Genomic DNA, 17,388 nt, shown 5'->3' with positions numbered 1-17,388 from the left:
CAAATTTTGGGTGCAGTTCACCCAAACCCATTGCAAGCAGGGAAGGGGTGGGCGGGTTAAGGGCTAAGGCGTAACGAGGCGCAACCGGCGAGTGTCGGTCGCGTTGATGATGCGTTCATAAATTAAATTGATCGGCACCGCCCACGTCAGGCCGCTCGACGGATCCGTTACCACGGCTACGGTGGTGGAGCTGGCGCCCACATCCAGCAAGTGGCGATTGTTACTGCACTTCAAGTCGCCATACGCATGAGTCACTAGCTTTTCTGCCATATGCACAGGCACGTCCAGAACCCCGGAAAGGTGCCGTACCGCCCTACAAAACAACAACTGATCGTTGCCCAGGTATTCAGCTTGGTGGCGCTGCAGAAAATGCAGTGCCGCTAACTGCATGCTGACCTGGTATTCCTGATGCTCGATGTGAGGTGCTGAGTTCATGTGGCAGGCTCCATATCCAATTGATCCAACAGGTCGGGGTAAACGGCCACGCTGACCATTGCTGCTCGGCGTTGCGCGGTCGTGGCAATGGGTAACTTGACCGTAGGGTTGGCCATACCGCTTGGGCTCATCTCGTGGGTCATTTCAAACTCGGCGCGTACCGCCCAGCCGCAGGCCTCGTTCATGCACTGCAGGTACGCAACGCGAAGAAAGATGTGCTTACCCTCGCTGGTACGAATCCGCATGCGTGACTGGCAATGGGGGCAGATGAGTTTGTAGGTGCTCATCTCACGATTCCTGCGCTGTACAACTGGATCGTTGCCAGCACTTCGGCGTACCGGGCAGACATATAAAGGCTCAAGGCGCTGACAATGGCGTCGGCCTCGTGCTTTTTGATTACCCCGTCATCCAGCGCCTGGGCAATCATCTGATCGACACAACCGCGCTTGGCGGCTGCTTTGACTGAGTGATTAAACAGCTCGACGTTATCCAGCGTTTCGGGAGTGGCCAACGGCACAAACATGCCGCCGTACATTCGCGCCACATAACTGGGCAGAAAGGTTGTCCCGCAATGCTGCTCAAGTTTGAAAATGCACTCGTCCGTCAGTGGGCGACTGCCGGCGTTTTCGTAAGCCTGATTATCAAACCGCTTAAGCGGTATACCGAGGCACGCAGCTGCCTGCGCACGACCGCCGGGATAGTTGCAGATAACTGTGCTGACAACGTCTTTGCGAGTTGCTAGAACTGGGCGTTTCATCTTCTGGTTTCTCCTTGTCGTCCGCAGCTTTAATTTGTGATCTCGCCATCTTTGATACCAAGTAGAACAGCGGCTCGGTGCGCCTCTCCGCGCAAGCATTTCTTTTGTCCGTTGAGCACCGCGTAAACGGTTGAGGGGTGGAGCTCGTGCTTTTTGGCCCAGTCTCGCGTCGTAATGCCGAGGCGTCCCAAGCGATCACGGGCCTCTTGGCAGGCTTGCTCTATGTGGGATGCGTTCGGCATAGTCTCGGATCGTGTGATTTAGTGTGATGACAGGCAAAGTATTTCCCATGATCGTGGGATTGTAAAGCCTTAATGGAGACGAATGTGGGAATCGGTGATCGCCTCAAAGAGGAGCGGGAGCGTTTGGGGCTCAATCAGACCGAGCTTGCGGCTGTGGCTGGCGCCTCGAAAAATAGTCAGTACAACTATGAAAAGGGTGAGCGAGCCCCAGACGCGGCCTATCTCGCGGCTGTGGCTGAAAAGGGTGTCGACATCCTTTACGTGGTCACAGGCGTCGCGACCCCACAGGTTGTCGAAGGGTTTACGGTTGCCGAAGACAAGCTGGTAAACCAATACAGGGCATTAGCTGACGCGGACAAAAAAGCCGTCCATCGAATCGTGGGTGCTATGTGGGAGGTTTCTACAAAACTAAAGGAATAGTCCTTCAAGTAATGGAGTACTTCCCCCGCTTAAATTCCAAATTGCCCCCTTTAACGTCCATTCGACTATGCGAGAAATGGAGTACAGAGCATGTCGAACCAAAACAGACCCAACCCTAGCGAAAACAATAAGTTGGTCCTGGACACCTCATTGACTGACGATGAAAGGATGCTTCTTACGCTGTATAGGGAAATGTCTGAGCATGACAGGCGCTACATTCGTCGAATGGCTGAGGTTTTTTCATTAACGTCAGGTTGACCTCGAAAGGGTCTTCGGCCCAAGCATTTGCTTGGGCTTCCAGGGTCATTGCGGATTGCCGAAGTGATCGACGATAGGTTGGGGATAGGGAGAGGGATGATGTTAAGAAACGTCTACGCAACGTTGTGTTTAATGGCTTTGAGCAGCATGGCTTGGTCCGACGAGCAAGCTATCGCCAACCATTGCCGAGATGAATGGCCCAGTGATCGTGATATGTACAATCATTGCGTTACAGAACAGCGAAGCGCCGTTCGCAGCCTTAGTAAGTATTCAGGCCCGATACGCACCCACTGTGAGTCCGAGTGGGGCACTAACTATGAAATGGTTTTGCACTGCATTAAAGAGCAGCAGTCATCCAAGAGCGCGATAGCTCGTGCCTCAAAAGACGAAATTGCAACCCGCTGCGCCAGAGAGTGGCCCAATGAATTCGACATGCAAGAGCATTGTGCCAAAGAGCGCAGGACTGCCAAAGACAACATAGAACGCAATTACTCAGGCACCTTGCGCCGCTCATGTGAGCGTCAATGGGGCACTGAATATGACATGGTCGAACATTGCATCGAAGAAGGTGGCAATTAGTCGTTCTGTCTAATCATCGATATCCGGATAAACCACAGATCCCACGACCCACGGCTCAACAATCTGGGTATGAATATTACGCAGGTAAGATCCCCATTCCTGTCGACTGTGAGCATCTGGCCCAAGAATAGTCAGTAGCAGGTATTCATCGCGGTAGTTGTCATACGCGTAGAGCAGCCAGTAATCATTGTCCGGATCGTTGAGGCGGGTAGTGCGGTAGTACTGATCTCTATGCTTGGCCCATAGGCTTTGCACATTCAAGGTGGTGGCCAAGTGAATGTGCCAAATCCCCTCCAGATCAAGCTTTTCATCTCGACCGAAAATACCAGGCAAATCGCCGCACACTTTGTAGTTAAAAAAGTGTGCGGCGAAGTTTTCCCAATGTTCGATGTCTTGAAAAAGTGCAGATATTTTGACAGCAGGCATTGATACCTACTTAGAGACAGGCAGTTTGCCAGTCAGGACAAATGCGTCGAAAGCCTTTTGCCCATCGCGTGCGGCTTGGCGGACATCAAGATAAGTCAGCTCGTGGCTGATGACCTTTTTACGCGGTTTTTCGGCTTTCTTGGTGGTGGCCATGACAACCTCCGAGGTCTGTGTATTCATGCTTAATAGCTTATGGGATTACTCTTTTATGAGCAAACGCTCAACCCGTAGGAAAGTTCTTTCGTGCCCACTCCCGGCCTACCGCTCGTCTAGCCGTTTGCTCGCTGGCATACAACCACTGTAGCCGTTTCGGCTTGTCTGGGTCCCCCGCAGTAACCGTCTTTTCTTTGCCCGTCTTCGGGTCTCGGTAGTAAGCAATTACCCCCGTGTAATCGCCATCGTCGTTTTCTGCCAAATCCTCAACCCCATCCTCCGGCAACTTGCTTTCCAGTTCCAGGCTCATGGTGTACCCGCCATCCGCACTCAGGCTGTGTTGCACGTTGCCGCCGTACCAGATGATGGCGTCGATTTCGTCTTTGATGCCCATCAGGGTGTAGGTCAGTTCCGGGATCAAGTCCGGGCGCGCCTTTGCCAAGGTGTAGCTCAGGGTCGCGCTGGCGCGTTGCAGGCGCTTGAATTCAGAACGGGCAGCACGCAGTGCCGATTGTAGGTCACTGTAGGTGTGGCGCAGGTCTTTGAGGTTGTCACCCCCGCCGGCGATGGCTTCCTGCTTTTTGGCGCTGTTGATGTCGTAAAAGTACGCCCGAACCCCGTCATAGCTGTCGCGGTCGGCTTGTAGGTAGCGGTGCTGGTCGCCGTCTTCGCGGGTGAGAGTGATATGGGGTAGGACGATGCCGGTCACCGACTGACCACCGCCCGCTGGCAGGCACAGCAGGCAACCCGCTTTAACGCTGGCCACCGCGTCGAATTCTTCGCCCAAGCGGCTGATCAGGTTGGCGTCGGACTCATTGGCCTGATCAAGTTGCAGAATGGGCTGCCCGGCTAACGTCTGGGCGATAGTCGGTTTCAGGTCGTTGCCTAGGGCAATGTCGTTGATCACATCGCCGAGGGTTTTGTTACTCCAACTGCGCTCGCGTTTGGTCTTCAAGCTCTTGCGCAAGTCTGCCGATCGGGCGCGCAGGCTCAGGGTATCCGGGGCACCGTTGTGTTCCAGTTCGTCGAGGGTATAGCTGCCTTTATTCACAAGTCCGGTATCGCTCCAGCCCAGCCAAAGGTGCAGCAGTGCGCCTTTGGCTGGCATGGCCAGCAGGCCGTCATGGTCACTGAGGGTGAGGCTCAGTTGATCAGCCTCAAGCCCTCGGTTGTCGGTCAGCTCGAGGCTGATCAGGCGCGGGCTGATGAGTTGGGCAATATCGTTGCCATCTACGGTAATACGAAACACTGGGGTCGCGTACACCGCGTCACGTTGCACACGTTCGGCGGTGTTGTGCAGATACCCGGCTACATCATCGATCACAGTAAACCTCTTAGAACGTTGACCCCTGCGCTGGTCGCGGCGCCGATCAAGTCGAGCTGATCATCGTCGATACGCTTAAGGTTCAGAGTAAATTCGATCCGGCGCGGCGTACCGTCCCGGAAGAACACAGTCTTGGTTTCACTCAGGCTCTCGATTATCCACAGGCCGTAAATGCGCCCGCTGCCCTCAATCATTGGCCATGCCTTGCCGGTGTTGGCCATTAGGCGTAACGCGTCTAGGCTCAGCGTGCTGCCGGCCAGCTCGGGAAAGAGGATGCCGGGCAGGGTGATGCTGTCGTCGCCCCGACCAATAAATTGCCGTGCCGGCGCAGCACCGACCCGGCTGCTGCTGGGGTGACGCCAATCGGTCTGGCGCTGCAGCTCTTGGTAGGCCAACGTCGAAAGGCTGAACACGAACATGCCGAGGGCAAGCATCATAGTGGTTAGTCCATGTCAGAAAATTGGCTGCGACGTTGGGCCGATTTTTCGTTGTCGATACGGCTCAGTTCAATGCGTACCGCACGGGCAATGGCTTGGGCGTCCATGGTGGGCGTGGAGTGGATGTTGATTTCGTAGTGGTCGTTGCTGTCGTATGTGGAGGTACCTGCCTGGCTGATAGGCGCGCGCGTATCAACAGCCAGCGCAGGGGTGCTGAGGGTACCGATGGCGAGTGCGCTGCTGGCCGTTAACTGTTTACTGAGCTCGCCGATGGCGTTCAGCGGGCCATGGCTGCCCTCGTTCAAGCCTTGGGCCAGGCCGGCCATAGTGAAATTGCCCAACTGTGCAAACACCCGCGACGGGCTGTTGATGTCGAGCTTTTCCTTGAACCATGCAATGGTCGAATCGCCGATGTTGTTGATAGCCGTTTTTATCTTGCCCAGCCCTGCATACAACCCGTTGACCAAACCATTGACAATCATGCCGCCGAACTCGGTAAAGCGGTTGGGCAGATCAATGCCCAAGTAACTCAATACACCCGCAAAGGCTTGGTATATCAGCCCGACCGGGCTGAAGTTGGTCAGCACCGTTACGATGCCGCCAACACCGCCGTCAAAGCCGGCCTTGATTTCAGCCCAGGCACTGACGAAGTAACCTTTGACCGCATCCCAGTTGTTGTAGATGAGATAGGCGGCAGCGGCAATGGCACTGATCGCAATACCGACCGGATTTAGTAGCAGTGCTCGCCCGAGCCACATCACAGCCTTGCCGACAAAGGGCAGCACGTTCTTGCCGAGGTTCCAGAACAGCGTGATCAAACCGGGCAGGCGAATACCCACTTGAGCCAGCATCAGGCGCAGTGCAATAAATGGCAGTAATGCACTGGCGACAGCAATCATCAGGCCACCCACTACCGCAGTGAAACCAGCAATAATGGCTGCTGCCTTGAATAGGCCAGCGCTAAGTGCAGGGTTGTGTTTAATCCACTCACCCACGGTTCTAATCACGTCAGTAATACTTTTAACCGCTTGCCGTATTGGCCCGTCGTTGACATCGGTAATGCTAATGCCAACTTCTTCCCAGGCACTGCGCAGGCTTTTAAGGTCACCGTCGATATTGTCCGCTCGGATGCGTGCCATTTTAGAGTTTTCACCTTGAGCGTTTTTAAGTTCGCCCAAGAGTGCTGTCATGGCACCCGTCCCTTGTTTATTGATCAGCTCAGCCATACCAGAGCCCGCTTCTTCCCCGAAAATAACCTTGAGGTGCTTTGCTCGCTCAATGTTGCCCATCTTGGCAGTGGCGGTGGCCACGTCCTGAAGGATGTCAGGCATCGCGCGAAGGTTGCCGTTGGAATCACTGACCTGCAGGCCCAGTTCCGCCATTGATTTTTTCGCTTCTTTGGCTGGCGCGGTCAGTCGATTGAGCATGGCGCGTAGGGTTGTACCGGCTTGGCTGCCTTGAATGCCAATATTGCCCAGTAAACCCGCCATGCTTGCTGCTTGCTCAAGTGTCAGTCCCAGACCTTCGGCTGAACCCATGTACTTCATGGTGTCGCCAAGCATTTCGAGGTTTACGTTTGCGCGTGAAGATGCGGCGGAAAGCACATCTGTCACGCGGGTTATGTTGCCTCCCACCTGCGGGTCGATCTTAAAAGCACTGCTGATATTCGACGCGATATCAGCCGAGCGTGCCAGATCGACGCCGTTGGCAAGTGCAAGATCGAGCACGTCTTGCATAGAGGCATTGATAGCTTCAGGGGTAAAACCTGCACGTGCTAGAAAGGTTTGGCCAGCACCAACCTGCGTGGCACTAAACGCCGTAGAGGCCCCCAAGTCACGCGCCTGTTGCTTGAGCGCAGAGAAGCGCTCATCGTCCTTTTCCAAGCGAGTAACAGCCTGCAACTCGCCCATTTGGGCGCCGTACTCAACCCCAGGTCTGAGTAGCCGTGCCCCCGCATACAGCGCAGCGCCACCACCGGCAACTGCTGCCGCGCCCTTACCCGCTAATTTGCCAACCGACTGCTGTTGACGTTGATAGGTCTGACTGGCGCGAGTCAGACGTTGCTGTTGGCGGGTGAGGGCCTCGAGGCGTTGACGTTGCCGTTCCATCTGCTGGTTGGCATTGATAATGTCTTGGCGTAAACGGCGCTCATGCTCACCCAGGTTTCGTGTCGAAATTCCGGCAGCGCTCAATCGTTGACGCATCTGTTGAAGTTGCTGCGTTTGGGCCGTTTCCTGCTGCTTGAGTTGCTGCATAGCGCGTTTGGCTTGCTCAAACTCTCGTGTCATGGCACGGGTTGGATTTTGCGTTTGTGACAGTGCGCGTCCGAGTGCCTGAGTACGTTGCTGGGCAGCCTGCAGTTCGGTGCGGGTAGAGTTAAGACCTTGCTTTAGCTCGCGGAAACCATTGATTTGTTTCTGCGAGTCATTGAGCGCTTTGAGCTTGTCTCTTGCTGCTTTGAGCGCTTGGCCAGCCACGTTGGACTGCCGCTGAATACTGCGCAAGGGTGCAGTTACGCGGTCAATGGCATTGAGCAACACCCTCAGTCTTAAATCATTCGCCATCGGTTGAACTCCGCACCCTGGCACGCTCGCGCCAGTCCATCAGCTCTTGCAGGCCCAGATGATTCATCTCCGCTGGGGCCCAATGAAACACCACCGCCAAGTCAGCCATGGCGTCTTCTACGCAGCGAGGAATGCATCCGTCTTCGCCGACTTCTGCAACAAAAAACCGGCAATCTTGCTGCCGATGGCCAACAGGTCAGCCGGGTCCATGCCGGCGGCTTCCGGCGCGGTAATGCTGGGGCTGCTCAGACGCGGAATCACCTTGATCAGGCTCGACACATCCATGTTCAACAAATCGATCAACAACACACCGCGCAGCTCACCGGATGAGGGTTTGCGCAGGCTGAGGCTGGCAATTTCAGTGGTGCCGCGCTTGATCGGCTGGTCGAGGGTCACGCAGTTGTCATCGACAGCAGGCAGCGTTCCAGCGGTTTCGGTGGTGTTCATGTGAGTCTCCGGGGTAAAGGGTCAGGGGTGGGTCAGATGCCCAAGGCGCTGCGCTGTTTTTCCAGCAGGTCGACGCCATTGACCTTCTCGACAAAATTGAGCAAATCGATTTCGATGATTTCCTCGTTATCGACCGTCAACTTGTAATACGTGCAGACGGTTTTAATGCTGTGTTCGGTGTCTTCGCCGGGCTTGGCGTCGCCCATTTCGATGGACTCATGGCGCCCGCGCACAGCGATTTCCACGGTGCTGGTTTCGCCCGTATCGTCTTGCTGAAACGCGCCGGAAAAACGCAGGGCAATGGCCGACGCGTTGATCGCGCCGAACTGCTTGAGCGAAATCAAATCCATGCCACCGGTTTTCCAATCGAACTGCAGACCATCGTCGGCCATGCCCAAGTCGGCCTTGACACCGCCATTCATACCGCCGCCACGATAGGTTTCCATCTTGCGAGCCAGTGGCGGCAACGTGACGGACTTGACCACACCCAAATAGCTATTGCCGTCATTGAACAGGTTCAGGTTTTTGAGCTTGCGAGGTAAGGCCATAACGCGGTTCTCCTAGGGGCAGGCACAGAGTGGCCGCCCCGTTTTAACGGTTGATCTTGCTGGCGAAGTCGATCAAGTAACGGTCGGTGATACGCTGGCGCAGGGTTAGGTCTTCCAAGGGCGGCACTGGGGTGTAGTCGTAATCCAGGTACAGCTTGCCGGCCTTGAGGGTGTCTTTGTCGTTGATGTCATCGGGGAACCAGCAACCGCCGCCGATCAAATAACCTTGCGAGATCAACTCGCGGAACTTGGCGTTAACGCCCTCGACGATGTCGCGCACCAGTGAGGCGTGCATCGGTTTATCCACCGCCCACATATGCGCCTCGGCCATGGTGTCGGCCAAAATTTGTGCGGTGCGGGTGTAATTCTCAAAGGCAAACAGCGGGTCGTCGGAGCACGTGCGGCTCCCCCAGAAGCGATAGCCGCCTTCGTTAATCAAAGTGGTGACTTCGTTACTGTTGAGGTAGTTGGCATCGGTGGCCGGGTTCTGCAGGTCCCAGAACACATCGGCGCTGATACCCGTCACCCCGTTGACTGCGACGTTGGACAAGGTTTTATGCCAGCCCACTTCCTGATCGATCTTGGCGCGCAAGCCCAAGGCGCGAGCCACCGCTGACGCGACAGCGGTTTGGCTGATAGTGGTGTCGAAGTTCAGAAAATCCGGCCAAATGACCATCAGCTCGCGGGCGCCAAAGTTATCGCGGTAAGCCACCACTTCTTCTTTGGTTTTGCAGTCCCAGGCACTCACGTAAGCGAACGCCCGTAATTGCTGGGCGATGCTCGCCAACGCGGTGGCCACCGGCAGGCTGTCCAAGCCCGGTACCCCCAGAATGCGCGGCACCATGCCCAGTCGGGCCTTGGCGGCGAGCAGGGCTTTCATGCCGGTGTATTTGCCGTCAGCGGTGGTGGTGCCGATCAGGGCACTAGTGGTTGCAGCCTCATCGGCGCCTTCCTGCACCCTTACCACAATGGTGTACGGCTTGGTCTGGTCGGCGATGGCTTGCAGGCTCGCGGCGAGGGTGCCTTTAACCCCGGCTTTGCCAACCGCGGTTTGTACGTTGGTAATCAGTACCGGCGTGTCCAGTGGAAAGAACGCCGCGTCCGCGTCTTCGGCGGTGCAAACCATGCCGATGACAGCGGTGGGGATGGTGCGAATGGGGCGGGTGCCATCGTTGAGTTCGATGACCCGCACGCCGTGAAGATAATCGGCCATGGGTGGTGCCTGCGCAGTGGGGTGACACTGCACAGGCTGCCGCGCGCGTGACGGCTCGGCGAGGGGAGGGGCTTGTAAGTGCTGGGGTTACAGGGCGCGCACGCGTCGACGCCCGATTGTGCAGTGTCAGCTTTCTGGCTTTAGCGGCCATTGAACGGGCTCAGCGGTTGGCACTACGCGACTCAACGCAATGGTGTAGTTTTTCCACTGCACCAATGCTCGCTGGTGGCGTGCCAATTCATCCTGTTCTTCTAGGGTGGCCGCAAAGGCTTCCACACCGGGTTGCCCGATATTGTCCACGGCATCTGTCAAGGTGGCGATGCGCTCAGCCAGGGTAGCCTTGTGGGCGTTCGCAGCCGTTAGGCGTTGAGCCTGATCGGCGGCTTGCTGCATCTGTATTTGTTCGGGGGTAAGCGCGGGCCTGTCCGTCAATATAGGGTGCCCTTGAGCCGTGGTGCTGATGACTTTACCCGCCCCTTGCCCGGCAAATAAGGCGGCATAGTCTGCATCGGTGAGCGGCCATAACAGTGCTTCGGGTGCCAGTGTGCACGCTGGATTGTCCACGGTAATCAATGGGTGTTGTGGGTCGATCTCCTCACTGTCAGGGTCCGGTTTCCAGTCAGGGTCCGGGATTTGGAGTGTGCGCTCACCGCAGATCACCGTGGTCATGAAACCGAGTGTTTGCATATTGAAATACCAGGCCATGGTTAGTTTCCCTCTGCCTGTACGTTAAGGATCAAATCTTGTATGCCACTGATCCACTCGTCGAAAATGAATGCACACCCCGCGACGCTTTTGCTCACCAGCGCGCATTGAACATTGATGAAGTGATCAAGCGTCATCTTTGCGTCCGCAACCTCCAACGCGACGAGGACAGATGAACATTGAGTAGGAAACTGTGTAGGCCAGAAAACACTGACCGTGGAGCCGGGCGCAATATCACCGATGTGCACCCGGGTACGCTGGCGAACCAACCCGGTGTCTGCACAGCACCACCACCCCGACTCACCTAACAATGCCGTGTTGCGAGGAATACCTGCGGGGTAGTCCGATTTCAGCAAATAGCGGTGATCACTTTCCGTTTGGGTAAACGCATCAACAATGCCGTTTTCGGCCAGCGTGTTGGGGTTGCTGCCCTCGATCACTATGCCCCGTTCGTTGATCGTAACCTTCTGATAGGTGCCTGCTGGGCGGGTCGGCGGCAGCACTTCGATAATGCGTTCATCAACGTATTGACGCGTTGCGAGCACAACACTGGGGTCGATTTTCAGCACCACATTGGCGGCACTGGTGACGATGAAGTTCATGCGGACCACTTGGGTCTTGCCGCTGCCTTGAGCCAGCAAAGGCTTGAAACTTGGCGCGCAATTAGCCACGGCCACCAAATCACCGTCGAGGTCATACAGGCCGATTTCACGAATCCACCAGCCGCCTTCGTTCTCTGGGATGACTTGCTCGGCGATGATCACGTTGCTGTTTTTCGGGTCGATTTTGACCTGATTGAGCGGTGCTCGGCGTTGCTCGCGAATCAGTTGGGTTTGCAGCCGATCAGGGATTGGATCGGTGCCGTTGGCATCCCCTACACCCATTTGCGAGAACGTCCAAGGAATGCCCAGCGCGTCGGCATTGGCTTGCTTGGCTTCCCCGACGGCGGTGAGGATCGCCATGAACTGGCTGTTTTGATCAATCATGAGTACACGTCCAGGGTTTCGATTTGATGTTCGCGGCCCACCGGGCCGAACTGGCCGGTCACCTCAATGTCACGCGGTGCAGGCGGATACACGTCGATGACTTCGCCCTCATACACACAGCTGTAAATGTTGATGAGGCCGGTGGTTTCGAGGCTGATGGCCAAGCCGGTTAAGTGACGACTCACGGGCTTGGCGTCATCAATTAAAAAGGTGAGTTCCCGATACATCTCCTCGGTGATGCCAGAGTCCAGCACGCCCACCTCGAGCGCGAACGTGCCGGGGATGCCCTCAGGCACGGTTTGCCACCATTCAATCACCTCAATCAAATACCCCAGCGGCTCCACCACCCGGCGCAATGAACCGAGGGTGCCTTTACGTGAATGGATGGCATATGACGCCCGAATCGCCGCGCGTTTGGTACTTTGCGGCCACTGGCTGTCCCAGCGGTCGACCGAAAAAGACCAGGCCAGGTACGGCAGCAACTCGGTGGGGCAGGTGGCGGGGTTCCACAACTGACGCAACGGAATAGGCACCCGCTGAATCTGCGCCAAGGCCACCGCAGCGAGCTGTTCCAGTTCGCTGGCATTACGCGGCAACAACGACACCCTGGTCACGGCTCAATCCCCAGCGACAGCACCATAGCGTTGCAAAAAGGCGCTTGGTACGGTGTAGCGCGTATGTCTTGCCAGTGCTGCAAGGTAACCTTGCGAACCCCTTCTACATGCAGCGCGGCGTGAATGGCCGACTCGGTCACCTCCATGCCCAAACGCCGACGCTGATGGACATACCCCAGCAGGCGTTGTTCAGCGGCCGCAAGAATCGGTTCCGACTCCGGGCCACTGGTGTTCAGGTACAGCGTGGCGTTGATCGGGTACTCAACCACCTGTGCGGTTTGCACCGTGAGGCGGTCAGCCACCGGGCGCCGATCCTCATCACTGAGGTAAGCCGCAACCGTGGCCAGCAAGCCGGGTTCGGCGCTGCCGTCACCCAACAGCGCTTGTACTGTCACCACCACCACTGCAGGGCTGGGGCTTTCAGCGGTGGCATCACCCACCCGGCCGTCAGCCGCGCGGGCGTGGAAAATATAACTATTACGAGGGCCCGCAGTGCTAAGTCCCTCCCAAGCCATCTGTGTCCGCTCGCGCAGGCTGTCGTCGCCCTCCAGCACGCGCACGGTTGGCGGGCTGGCGTTGGCGTCGGTGTGCGTAATCACTAAGCGCTGAACGTTAAAATTGGCCGCGAGGTTGTCCAGGTCATTGCCGGTGGCCAGCGACAACATATTGGCCACCGCCGCCTCATTCACCCGTTGGCGCCAGAGCACTTCGCGGTAGGCGTTTTCTTCCAACAACTTGGTCAGCGGTTCTGATTCCAGATTCAGGCGTGCGGCAATATCCGCCTGTTGTTCGGCAGGCCACAGGCTAATGGCATAAGCTTTGCGCTCAGCAAGGACCTGCTCGTAATCAATCTGCTGCACGATGTGTGGCGCGGGCAACAGGCTCAAATCAATCGCGGCGAAAGTGTTCATGCGCTGCCTCCCAATTGCAGGGGCAGGCTCATGCTTAACGCCTGATTACGGTCCAGAATGCGCCCTTCAATATCCATCACCACTTGGCCTTGCAGCGTGGCGCCGAGCAACTGCACCCGGCTGATACAGACCCGTGGCTCCCACCGCATAATCGCCATCACACTCGCGGCATACACCCGTAAACGCGTGGCGTCATTGAACGGCTGGTCCACCAGCTCGGGCAGCAAACTGCCGTATTCGCGGCGCATCACACGAGTGCCGAGGCGGGTGGTCAAAATATCGCTGATCGACTGGCCGATATGCTCCACCGTACTGATCGCCGCGCCGGTTTCACGGTTCATAGCGGCACACTCGTCACACCAGGGCCGGGCAACACACCGCCGTGAATGTGCGTGACTAAACTAATGCCACTCGCTACCACATCATCCGACACCGTCACCTTGCCCGTGACCGACTGATTGCCGGTTTGGGTGTAATCGCCCTCGTGAGTGATCGGGCCCACAACAGTAATCCCACCAGGGCTGATCAGCGTTGTAGTACCGCCATCGGCCAGCACCGCGTTTAAATGGTGAGCTACGCTGTCGTACTCAATCACCGTACCGTCGCGGTACGTGCGACGGTGCACACCTTCCTGCTCGCCGTTGGCCGGGTTGGCCGTACTGTAAATCCCGGTTAGAGCAATACCGTTGGCGAGCTGGCCCGACGGGCTGAACAGAATCACCTGCTCATCGACAGTGGGCGGGTCCCAGTCCGTATCGGCCCCGGCGCGTAAGGCAATCCACGGCAGCCAGCCGGTCAGCAACGTGCCGGTTTTAACCCGCACACGCGGGGGCTTCATCTGGGTTTCGGCAATGGTGCCGAAGCGGATGAGATTTTCGAGCATACGGGCGAGGGCGGGGAGGTTGTTCATGGGGGGATGGTGGCTCTGTATGAACGTGTTGACAGTATTTGTGATCTGTATAGGAACGTATTACATCGGGTTATAGGTTTCTACTAATCTGAGACCTTAAGGAAGGAGCAGAAATTTGGTGTAATGAGTATAATGATGTCGTATGGCTATTATCTGCGGATGGTGGTGTTTATACTTAATATTGTCATGTTAAGTAAGTTATAATTTGCAATATTTTAGGTCTGAGGATTTGTATGTTTATTAATAGTGTTGTTAGTTTTAAAGGGGCGTGGGATGTTGTGGTAAAGAGTGACGGGGGGGAGCTTGAAGAGGCTATGGAAGCACTTGCAGAAATGGTTACGCATATGGAAGGGAATGAGCAAAGATCAAGTTATCGTGAATTCTGGGATGAAGCGCTCAACAAAAGAGGATGGAAGTCCATTGGTAAAGAATTTTATGAGATTGGAGGGAGGAAAGTTAATTTAACTCATATGGGGGCAAGTAAGAACGGTTTTTGTGTGTCCCTTCCTATGGGGATAGTTGATACTTTGAGTAGGTGGATTTTTCAACAGAGTACTTTGGCAGTTAAGCTAGGGTTGATTGAAATTCCTGTAATGTTGGTTCCGATGCGTAAATTTTTCCGTTCGTCAGGTAGTCATTTGGTCAGGCGTGAGTCTTTTGAAGCTCATCTTTCGCAATTAGAGGTGCTTTCTCCACTTAGTCATCAGCATCCTTTCCTGATACTAGGTTACTCGTCTGAAGCGTCTGTAAAGGGGCCTACGGTAACTGAAATCTTGCCAGATACTAATGTTAAACAACCTAACTATGTTGTAGACAGAAGTATTGAATTTCCTTCGGAATACCACCAGGCAGGTTTGGGTATTCTTAGTTTTTTTGGTGCTTATCTTAGGGAACAATATCCTGAAGAAAACGCTTCAGTTAAAATTGAACAGCAGGGCCTTACTGTTAGAATGATTATTGAAACTGAAAGTGGTCGATCTGAAGTTGTTGAGAAGGCTCTTCATGAATATGAGCTTATAGTGACTGGCGCTGAACGGCCGGAGAAATTTACAAAAAGTGATAAGCTGATTTTGGAGTTAAGGGCAGAGCTAAGAATAGCTAAGCTTAGAGTAGAGTCTCAGCAAGATATTATAGGGGTTCAGAATGCTATGTATGATAGATTTCTTGGCGTGGTTGGTGTTGGTCTCTCAGCTAAAAATACAGTTATGATTGATTTTAAACCTGATATATCTATCGTTAACACTGTAGAGATAAACTTAGATATTGCTGCTGTGTTAGGTGGTTTGAATGAACTGCTCGAAGGTATCCCTAGCACAAGCCCTGCACATTTGACTTTTAAAGAGTTGGAGGGGGCATTATCTTCTGTAGAGAAATGTAAAGATCCAGATGCTGTGAGAGCATCTCCTGCTATGAGTAAATTTCGACGGGTGATCGAGAGTGCTTTGGAAAAAGGGACGGAAATAAATACTGCTCTAGATAAGCTTGATGCTGGTTGGGAAATATTTAAGGATGTAGCCGGTAAGTATAATCGTATAGCTGAATGGTGTGGCTTGCCGCAGGTCCCGTCTGTGTTTGTTAAGTGAGTCAAGTGATTATTTTTTACAGTTTTGTCAAAGAAGATTCCTTTGCCTCGACGCATGGGTTGATAAGTACTTCTGCCAGTTTTTTTGAATTGCTGCCTGATCGTGTCTCCGAGTTTTTGCCACTCATTAAGTTCACGCTTATTAAACTCAAGACTAAAGGTCATCTAATGTAACTTTGACCCGTTGCTGTGCTGCCAGGCGCTCACGGATGGTGTTGATGAGGGCCTCGTCTTCTTTGGTCATCAGCACGGGGCGAAAGGGCAGTTGGCCGCGTTCGGCTAGGTACTGCAATGCCTGGCGCATCAGTTCAGAAGGAGTGACACCCAAGTGTTCAAGGTCTAGGTAGGCATGGGCTTTGAGTTAATCGTCCGCGCGGATGTTGTAGGAGCTTGCTCGCGATCTTTTTAAAAGGTCAAAAGATCGCGAGCAAGCTCGCTCATTCAGTCGGCAGTGCGCGGCGCTCAGGTGAACAACCAATATGTGTGCAGTCTGCGCAACCAGCCTTTTATCATCGGAAATAAACATTTTTTAGTCGTGTTGCGGTAACGGTGTGGCCCGCACGGGCCGAGCATGGCTCGTAATGCGCCTAGCCGAAAAGCTCACTGTGTGTGCCTAAATCGACGAAGGTCACTAAGTAGCTGTCATCCTGGTAAATCAAGAGGAAATCACCGCCGATATGGCATTCGCGAGCACCTTCCCAGTTGCCTCGTAGCTCGTGGTCAAGGTACTCGGGTGGCAGTTGCTTGCCTTCAAAAAGTAGAGACATGACCCTGATAGCTTCGTTCATGTCCCTTATCCCAGCCCGCTCATAGCGTTTCCAGGACTTTTTGAAGTTAAGCGTGTACGCGACGCTTCTTGGTATGGGTGCCCGCTTTTGTTTCTTCTCCTGCTTCGCCATGCAAACCCTCTAGCATTTCTTGCATCGAATTAAACTGACGGCGAATTTCGCGAGCTTGCACAAGAGCCTGGGCGGTTTTTTCGCTCGGCACCCGAACCTCAAAGGGCAACCCTTGTGTTTCGACAACTTGTCGAAGAAACAGACGCATTGCATCGCTGATGCTAAGCCCGCAGCTTTGCAGTACAGCCGTGGCGCGCTCTTTCAAGTCCTCCTCGATGCGGCAGCGCACGTCAGTGGTTTTTAGTAATGCGGCCATAATCTTACCTCGCTGGCTAATATTGTAGCTACAACGTAGCTACGTAATCCATTGTTAACGATTCCTCCAAATAGAGCAACTATTTGCTAATCAATCCAGCCAGCCTGAAGCGGCCCACTAAGCGTCATCTTTGACTCAATGATGCAGTAACTGCGACGTAATCACAGTCTACGGATGCACAATCAGGCAATTCGTACGACGTTTCCCTTTCTATCTCGCGAAACTTCCTAGAAAATCCCGCGCGCTTGCGTCGCTCTGCATCGAGCACTAGTCTCGGTCCACCGCTGAAAAAAACAGTGGTCGGGTTTAGTCGCCCGGTTTATGAGCAAGGCGCAAGGCGCCACCTTAGTGAGGCGTTTTTTTTCGGCCGCACTTTTTGGTGGCCGTGCGCAGGGCGTCCTTGTGGCGCGCCGGTTTCCGAGCTCACCGGTCGACTAACCTGCGTACGGCTGCCACCCATGCGTTTAGTCGCGACATGGGGCCAGCTCCAATAAGCGAGTCGGAGTTGCAATGAAAAAAATTACACCTGATCCACCTTCTACCATCCTGCAAGATGCTGCTCTGTGCAATTCACTGTTGCTTGACCGTGCCGCCACGGATCGTGCGCTCGATTACTACCTGCAAAGTCATTTACCTGCTCGCCCTATGAGCACGGTGCTGTATGCCATCTCGGACAGTGTCAATTTAGAAGCGGCTTTGGCCCAAGCGTCAGACTTGTTGCG

General features: G+C 54.7%; 24 protein-coding genes and 3 pseudogenes. 4 read left to right on the top strand and 23 right to left on the bottom strand.

The genetic code is table 11. The features are described 5' to 3' along the window. Positions 1 to 63: 63 nt before the first annotated feature. Genes B347_RS0118695 through B347_RS0118680 form a run of 4 tightly spaced genes read right to left on the bottom strand, consistent with a single transcriptional unit; the run spans position 64 to position 1,434 of the window. On the bottom strand, positions 64 to 435 hold the full coding sequence (locus tag B347_RS0118695; RefSeq protein ID WP_019411226.1) for a hypothetical protein: 372 nt from the start codon (positions 433 to 435) through the stop codon (positions 64 to 66). Beyond that, complete coding sequence (locus B347_RS0118690) at positions 432 to 722, bottom strand: ogr/Delta-like zinc finger family protein (RefSeq protein ID WP_019411225.1); 291 nt, start codon at positions 720 to 722, stop codon at positions 432 to 434. The genes B347_RS0118695 and B347_RS0118690 overlap by 4 nt, the downstream gene beginning before the upstream one ends. Further along, positions 719 to 1,192, bottom strand: coding sequence for a YmfL family putative regulatory protein (locus B347_RS0118685; RefSeq protein ID WP_019411224.1), 474 nt, complete (start codon positions 1,190 to 1,192; stop codon positions 719 to 721). The genes B347_RS0118690 and B347_RS0118685 overlap by 4 nt, the downstream gene beginning before the upstream one ends. 29 nt (positions 1,193 to 1,221) lie before the next feature. Then, positions 1,222 to 1,434, bottom strand: coding sequence for a DNA-binding protein (locus B347_RS0118680; RefSeq protein ID WP_019411223.1), 213 nt, complete (start codon positions 1,432 to 1,434; stop codon positions 1,222 to 1,224). 84 nt (positions 1,435 to 1,518) lie between these two features. Between B347_RS0118680 and B347_RS0118675 the strand changes: the two genes are divergently transcribed. After that, a complete protein-coding gene (locus tag B347_RS0118675) occupies positions 1,519 to 1,854 on the top strand; it encodes a helix-turn-helix domain-containing protein (protein ID WP_019411222.1) in 336 nt (111 codons plus the stop codon). A gap of 690 nt (positions 1,855 to 2,544) precedes the next feature. Further along, complete coding sequence (locus tag B347_RS26620) at positions 2,545 to 2,691, top strand: hypothetical protein (RefSeq protein WP_157786895.1); 147 nt, start codon at positions 2,545 to 2,547, stop codon at positions 2,689 to 2,691. A gap of 9 nt (positions 2,692 to 2,700) precedes the next feature. Here B347_RS26620 and B347_RS0118660 read toward each other — a convergent pair whose 3' ends face one another. The 15 genes from B347_RS0118660 to B347_RS0118590 form a co-directional block, all read right to left on the bottom strand. Next, a complete protein-coding gene (locus tag B347_RS0118660) occupies positions 2,701 to 3,117 on the bottom strand; it encodes a type II toxin-antitoxin system YafO family toxin (protein WP_019411219.1) in 417 nt (138 codons plus the stop codon). A gap of 6 nt (positions 3,118 to 3,123) precedes the next feature. Continuing rightward, positions 3,124 to 3,270 (bottom strand): hypothetical protein, encoded by a 147-nt coding sequence (locus B347_RS26740; RefSeq protein ID WP_019411218.1) that lies wholly within the window; start codon positions 3,268 to 3,270, stop codon positions 3,124 to 3,126. A gap of 67 nt (positions 3,271 to 3,337) precedes the next feature. Next, a complete protein-coding gene (locus tag B347_RS0118650) occupies positions 3,338 to 4,594 on the bottom strand; it encodes a phage late control D family protein (protein ID WP_019411217.1) in 1,257 nt (418 codons plus the stop codon). Continuing rightward, entirely contained in the window at positions 4,591 to 5,031 is a 441-nt protein-coding gene (locus B347_RS0118645) for a phage tail protein (RefSeq protein ID WP_019411216.1), read from the bottom strand. Before B347_RS0118645 ends, B347_RS0118650 begins: the two co-directional genes overlap by 4 nt. Positions 5,032 to 5,036: 5 nt before the next feature. Next, positions 5,037 to 7,595: a phage tail tape measure protein gene (locus tag B347_RS25210; RefSeq protein WP_081498317.1), complete on the bottom strand. Its 2,559-nt coding sequence runs from the start codon at positions 7,593 to 7,595 to the stop codon at positions 5,037 to 5,039. Beyond that, positions 7,585 to 7,704, bottom strand: a complete 120-nt coding sequence (locus tag B347_RS26080) for a GpE family phage tail protein (RefSeq protein ID WP_019411214.1) — start codon at positions 7,702 to 7,704, stop codon at positions 7,585 to 7,587. Before B347_RS26080 ends, B347_RS25210 begins: the two co-directional genes overlap by 11 nt. An 8-nt stretch (positions 7,705 to 7,712) precedes the next feature. Next, positions 7,713 to 8,042: a phage tail assembly protein gene (locus tag B347_RS0118630; protein WP_019411213.1), complete on the bottom strand. Its 330-nt coding sequence runs from the start codon at positions 8,040 to 8,042 to the stop codon at positions 7,713 to 7,715. 32 nt (positions 8,043 to 8,074) lie between these two features. Further along, a complete protein-coding gene (locus tag B347_RS0118625) occupies positions 8,075 to 8,590 on the bottom strand; it encodes a phage major tail tube protein (RefSeq protein WP_019411212.1) in 516 nt (171 codons plus the stop codon). Positions 8,591 to 8,633: 43 nt separating this feature from the next. Next, entirely contained in the window at positions 8,634 to 9,803 is a 1,170-nt protein-coding gene (locus B347_RS0118620; RefSeq protein ID WP_019411211.1) for a phage tail sheath protein, read from the bottom strand. A gap of 126 nt (positions 9,804 to 9,929) precedes the next feature. Next, positions 9,930 to 10,508, bottom strand: a complete 579-nt coding sequence (locus B347_RS25620) for a hypothetical protein (protein WP_019411210.1) — start codon at positions 10,506 to 10,508, stop codon at positions 9,930 to 9,932. 2 nt (positions 10,509 to 10,510) lie between these two features. Then, the gene (locus B347_RS26075; RefSeq protein ID WP_019411209.1) at positions 10,511 to 11,494 is read right to left on the bottom strand and encodes a phage tail protein; all 984 of its coding nucleotides are present in this window, start codon (positions 11,492 to 11,494) and stop codon (positions 10,511 to 10,513) included. Further along, the gene (locus B347_RS0118605) at positions 11,491 to 12,099 is read right to left on the bottom strand and encodes a phage tail protein I (RefSeq protein ID WP_019411208.1); all 609 of its coding nucleotides are present in this window, start codon (positions 12,097 to 12,099) and stop codon (positions 11,491 to 11,493) included. Before B347_RS0118605 ends, B347_RS26075 begins: the two co-directional genes overlap by 4 nt. A 5-nt stretch (positions 12,100 to 12,104) precedes the next feature. Continuing rightward, on the bottom strand, positions 12,105 to 13,019 hold the full coding sequence (locus B347_RS0118600) for a baseplate J/gp47 family protein (RefSeq protein WP_019411207.1): 915 nt from the start codon (positions 13,017 to 13,019) through the stop codon (positions 12,105 to 12,107). Continuing rightward, positions 13,016 to 13,360 (bottom strand): GPW/gp25 family protein, encoded by a 345-nt coding sequence (locus B347_RS0118595; protein WP_019411206.1) that lies wholly within the window; start codon positions 13,358 to 13,360, stop codon positions 13,016 to 13,018. Before B347_RS0118595 ends, B347_RS0118600 begins: the two co-directional genes overlap by 4 nt. Continuing rightward, entirely contained in the window at positions 13,357 to 13,929 is a 573-nt protein-coding gene (locus tag B347_RS0118590) for a phage baseplate assembly protein V (RefSeq protein ID WP_019411205.1), read from the bottom strand. Before B347_RS0118590 ends, B347_RS0118595 begins: the two co-directional genes overlap by 4 nt. A 233-nt stretch (positions 13,930 to 14,162) precedes the next feature. On the opposite strand from B347_RS0118590, the gene B347_RS0118585 reads away from it, so the two are divergent. Next, entirely contained in the window at positions 14,163 to 15,512 is a 1,350-nt protein-coding gene (locus tag B347_RS0118585; RefSeq protein WP_019411204.1) for a hypothetical protein, read from the top strand. Positions 15,513 to 15,555: 43 nt separating this feature from the next. Here B347_RS0118585 and B347_RS26980 read toward each other — a convergent pair. The 4 genes and pseudogenes from B347_RS26980 to B347_RS0118570 all read right to left on the bottom strand — a co-directional run. Then, positions 15,556 to 15,676, bottom strand: a pseudogene (locus tag B347_RS26980) (type II toxin-antitoxin system RelE family toxin); the annotation flags it as partial. Then, positions 15,666 to 15,956 (bottom strand): annotated as a pseudogene (locus B347_RS25475) (type II toxin-antitoxin system RelB/DinJ family antitoxin). The pseudogenes B347_RS25475 and B347_RS26980, both read right to left, overlap by 11 nt. Positions 15,957 to 16,098: 142 nt before the next feature. Next, a complete protein-coding gene (locus B347_RS25190; protein WP_033387973.1) occupies positions 16,099 to 16,410 on the bottom strand; it encodes a type II toxin-antitoxin system YafQ family toxin in 312 nt (103 codons plus the stop codon). Further along, complete coding sequence (locus tag B347_RS0118570) at positions 16,346 to 16,666, bottom strand: type II toxin-antitoxin system RelB/DinJ family antitoxin (protein WP_019411201.1); 321 nt, start codon at positions 16,664 to 16,666, stop codon at positions 16,346 to 16,348. Before B347_RS0118570 ends, B347_RS25190 begins: the two co-directional genes overlap by 65 nt. Positions 16,667 to 17,176: 510 nt before the next feature. On the opposite strand from B347_RS0118570, the pseudogene B347_RS0118565 reads away from it, so the two are divergent. Next, a pseudogene (locus tag B347_RS0118565) lies at positions 17,177 to 17,388 on the top strand (DUF6124 family protein); the annotation flags it as partial.

This window comes from Pseudomonas psychrophila HA-4, from assembly GCF_000282975.1.
In the GTDB taxonomy this organism is placed as follows: domain Bacteria; phylum Pseudomonadota; class Gammaproteobacteria; order Pseudomonadales; family Pseudomonadaceae; genus Aquipseudomonas; species Aquipseudomonas psychrophila_A.
The sequence above is the reverse complement of the archived record's forward strand: the minus strand, read 5'-3'. Positions and strand labels throughout refer to the sequence as shown.

What these genes read in the sequence shown, in the direction of transcription:
- B347_RS0118690 (WP_019411225.1), bottom strand. Translation starts at nt 722, where the DNA reads ATGAGCACCTACAAACTCATCTGCCCCCATTGCCAGTCACGCATGCGG.
- B347_RS0118680 (WP_019411223.1), bottom strand. Translation starts at nt 1,434, where the DNA reads ATGCCGAACGCATCCCACATAGAGCAAGCCTGCCAAGAGGCCCGTGAT.
- B347_RS0118585 (WP_019411204.1), top strand. Translation starts at nt 14,163, where the DNA reads ATGTTTATTAATAGTGTTGTTAGTTTTAAAGGGGCGTGGGATGTTGTG.
- B347_RS25620 (WP_019411210.1), bottom strand. Translation starts at nt 10,508, where the DNA reads ATGGCCTGGTATTTCAATATGCAAACACTCGGTTTCATGACCACGGTG.
- B347_RS0118625 (WP_019411212.1), bottom strand. Translation starts at nt 8,590, where the DNA reads ATGGCCTTACCTCGCAAGCTCAAAAACCTGAACCTGTTCAATGACGGC.
- B347_RS0118570 (WP_019411201.1), bottom strand. Translation starts at nt 16,666, where the DNA reads ATGGCCGCATTACTAAAAACCACTGACGTGCGCTGCCGCATCGAGGAG.
- B347_RS0118695 (WP_019411226.1), bottom strand. Translation starts at nt 435, where the DNA reads ATGAACTCAGCACCTCACATCGAGCATCAGGAATACCAGGTCAGCATG.
- B347_RS26075 (WP_019411209.1), bottom strand. Translation starts at nt 11,494, where the DNA reads ATGATTGATCAAAACAGCCAGTTCATGGCGATCCTCACCGCCGTCGGG.
- B347_RS0118600 (WP_019411207.1), bottom strand. Translation starts at nt 13,019, where the DNA reads ATGAACACTTTCGCCGCGATTGATTTGAGCCTGTTGCCCGCGCCACAC.
- B347_RS0118595 (WP_019411206.1), bottom strand. Translation starts at nt 13,360, where the DNA reads ATGAACCGTGAAACCGGCGCGGCGATCAGTACGGTGGAGCATATCGGC.
- B347_RS25210 (WP_081498317.1), bottom strand. Translation starts at nt 7,595, where the DNA reads ATGGCGAATGATTTAAGACTGAGGGTGTTGCTCAATGCCATTGACCGC.
- B347_RS0118685 (WP_019411224.1), bottom strand. Translation starts at nt 1,192, where the DNA reads ATGAAACGCCCAGTTCTAGCAACTCGCAAAGACGTTGTCAGCACAGTT.
- B347_RS26080 (WP_019411214.1), bottom strand. Translation starts at nt 7,704, where the DNA reads ATGGCTGACTTGGCGGTGGTGTTTCATTGGGCCCCAGCGGAGATGAAT.
- B347_RS0118630 (WP_019411213.1), bottom strand. Translation starts at nt 8,042, where the DNA reads ATGAACACCACCGAAACCGCTGGAACGCTGCCTGCTGTCGATGACAAC.
- B347_RS0118590 (WP_019411205.1), bottom strand. Translation starts at nt 13,929, where the DNA reads ATGAACAACCTCCCCGCCCTCGCCCGTATGCTCGAAAATCTCATCCGC.
- B347_RS0118645 (WP_019411216.1), bottom strand. Translation starts at nt 5,031, where the DNA reads ATGATGCTTGCCCTCGGCATGTTCGTGTTCAGCCTTTCGACGTTGGCC.
- B347_RS0118620 (WP_019411211.1), bottom strand. Translation starts at nt 9,803, where the DNA reads ATGGCCGATTATCTTCACGGCGTGCGGGTCATCGAACTCAACGATGGC.
- B347_RS25190 (WP_033387973.1), bottom strand. Translation starts at nt 16,410, where the DNA reads ATGGCGAAGCAGGAGAAGAAACAAAAGCGGGCACCCATACCAAGAAGC.
- B347_RS26620 (WP_157786895.1), top strand. Translation starts at nt 2,545, where the DNA reads ATGCAAGAGCATTGTGCCAAAGAGCGCAGGACTGCCAAAGACAACATA.
- B347_RS0118660 (WP_019411219.1), bottom strand. Translation starts at nt 3,117, where the DNA reads ATGCCTGCTGTCAAAATATCTGCACTTTTTCAAGACATCGAACATTGG.
- B347_RS26740 (WP_019411218.1), bottom strand. Translation starts at nt 3,270, where the DNA reads ATGGCCACCACCAAGAAAGCCGAAAAACCGCGTAAAAAGGTCATCAGC.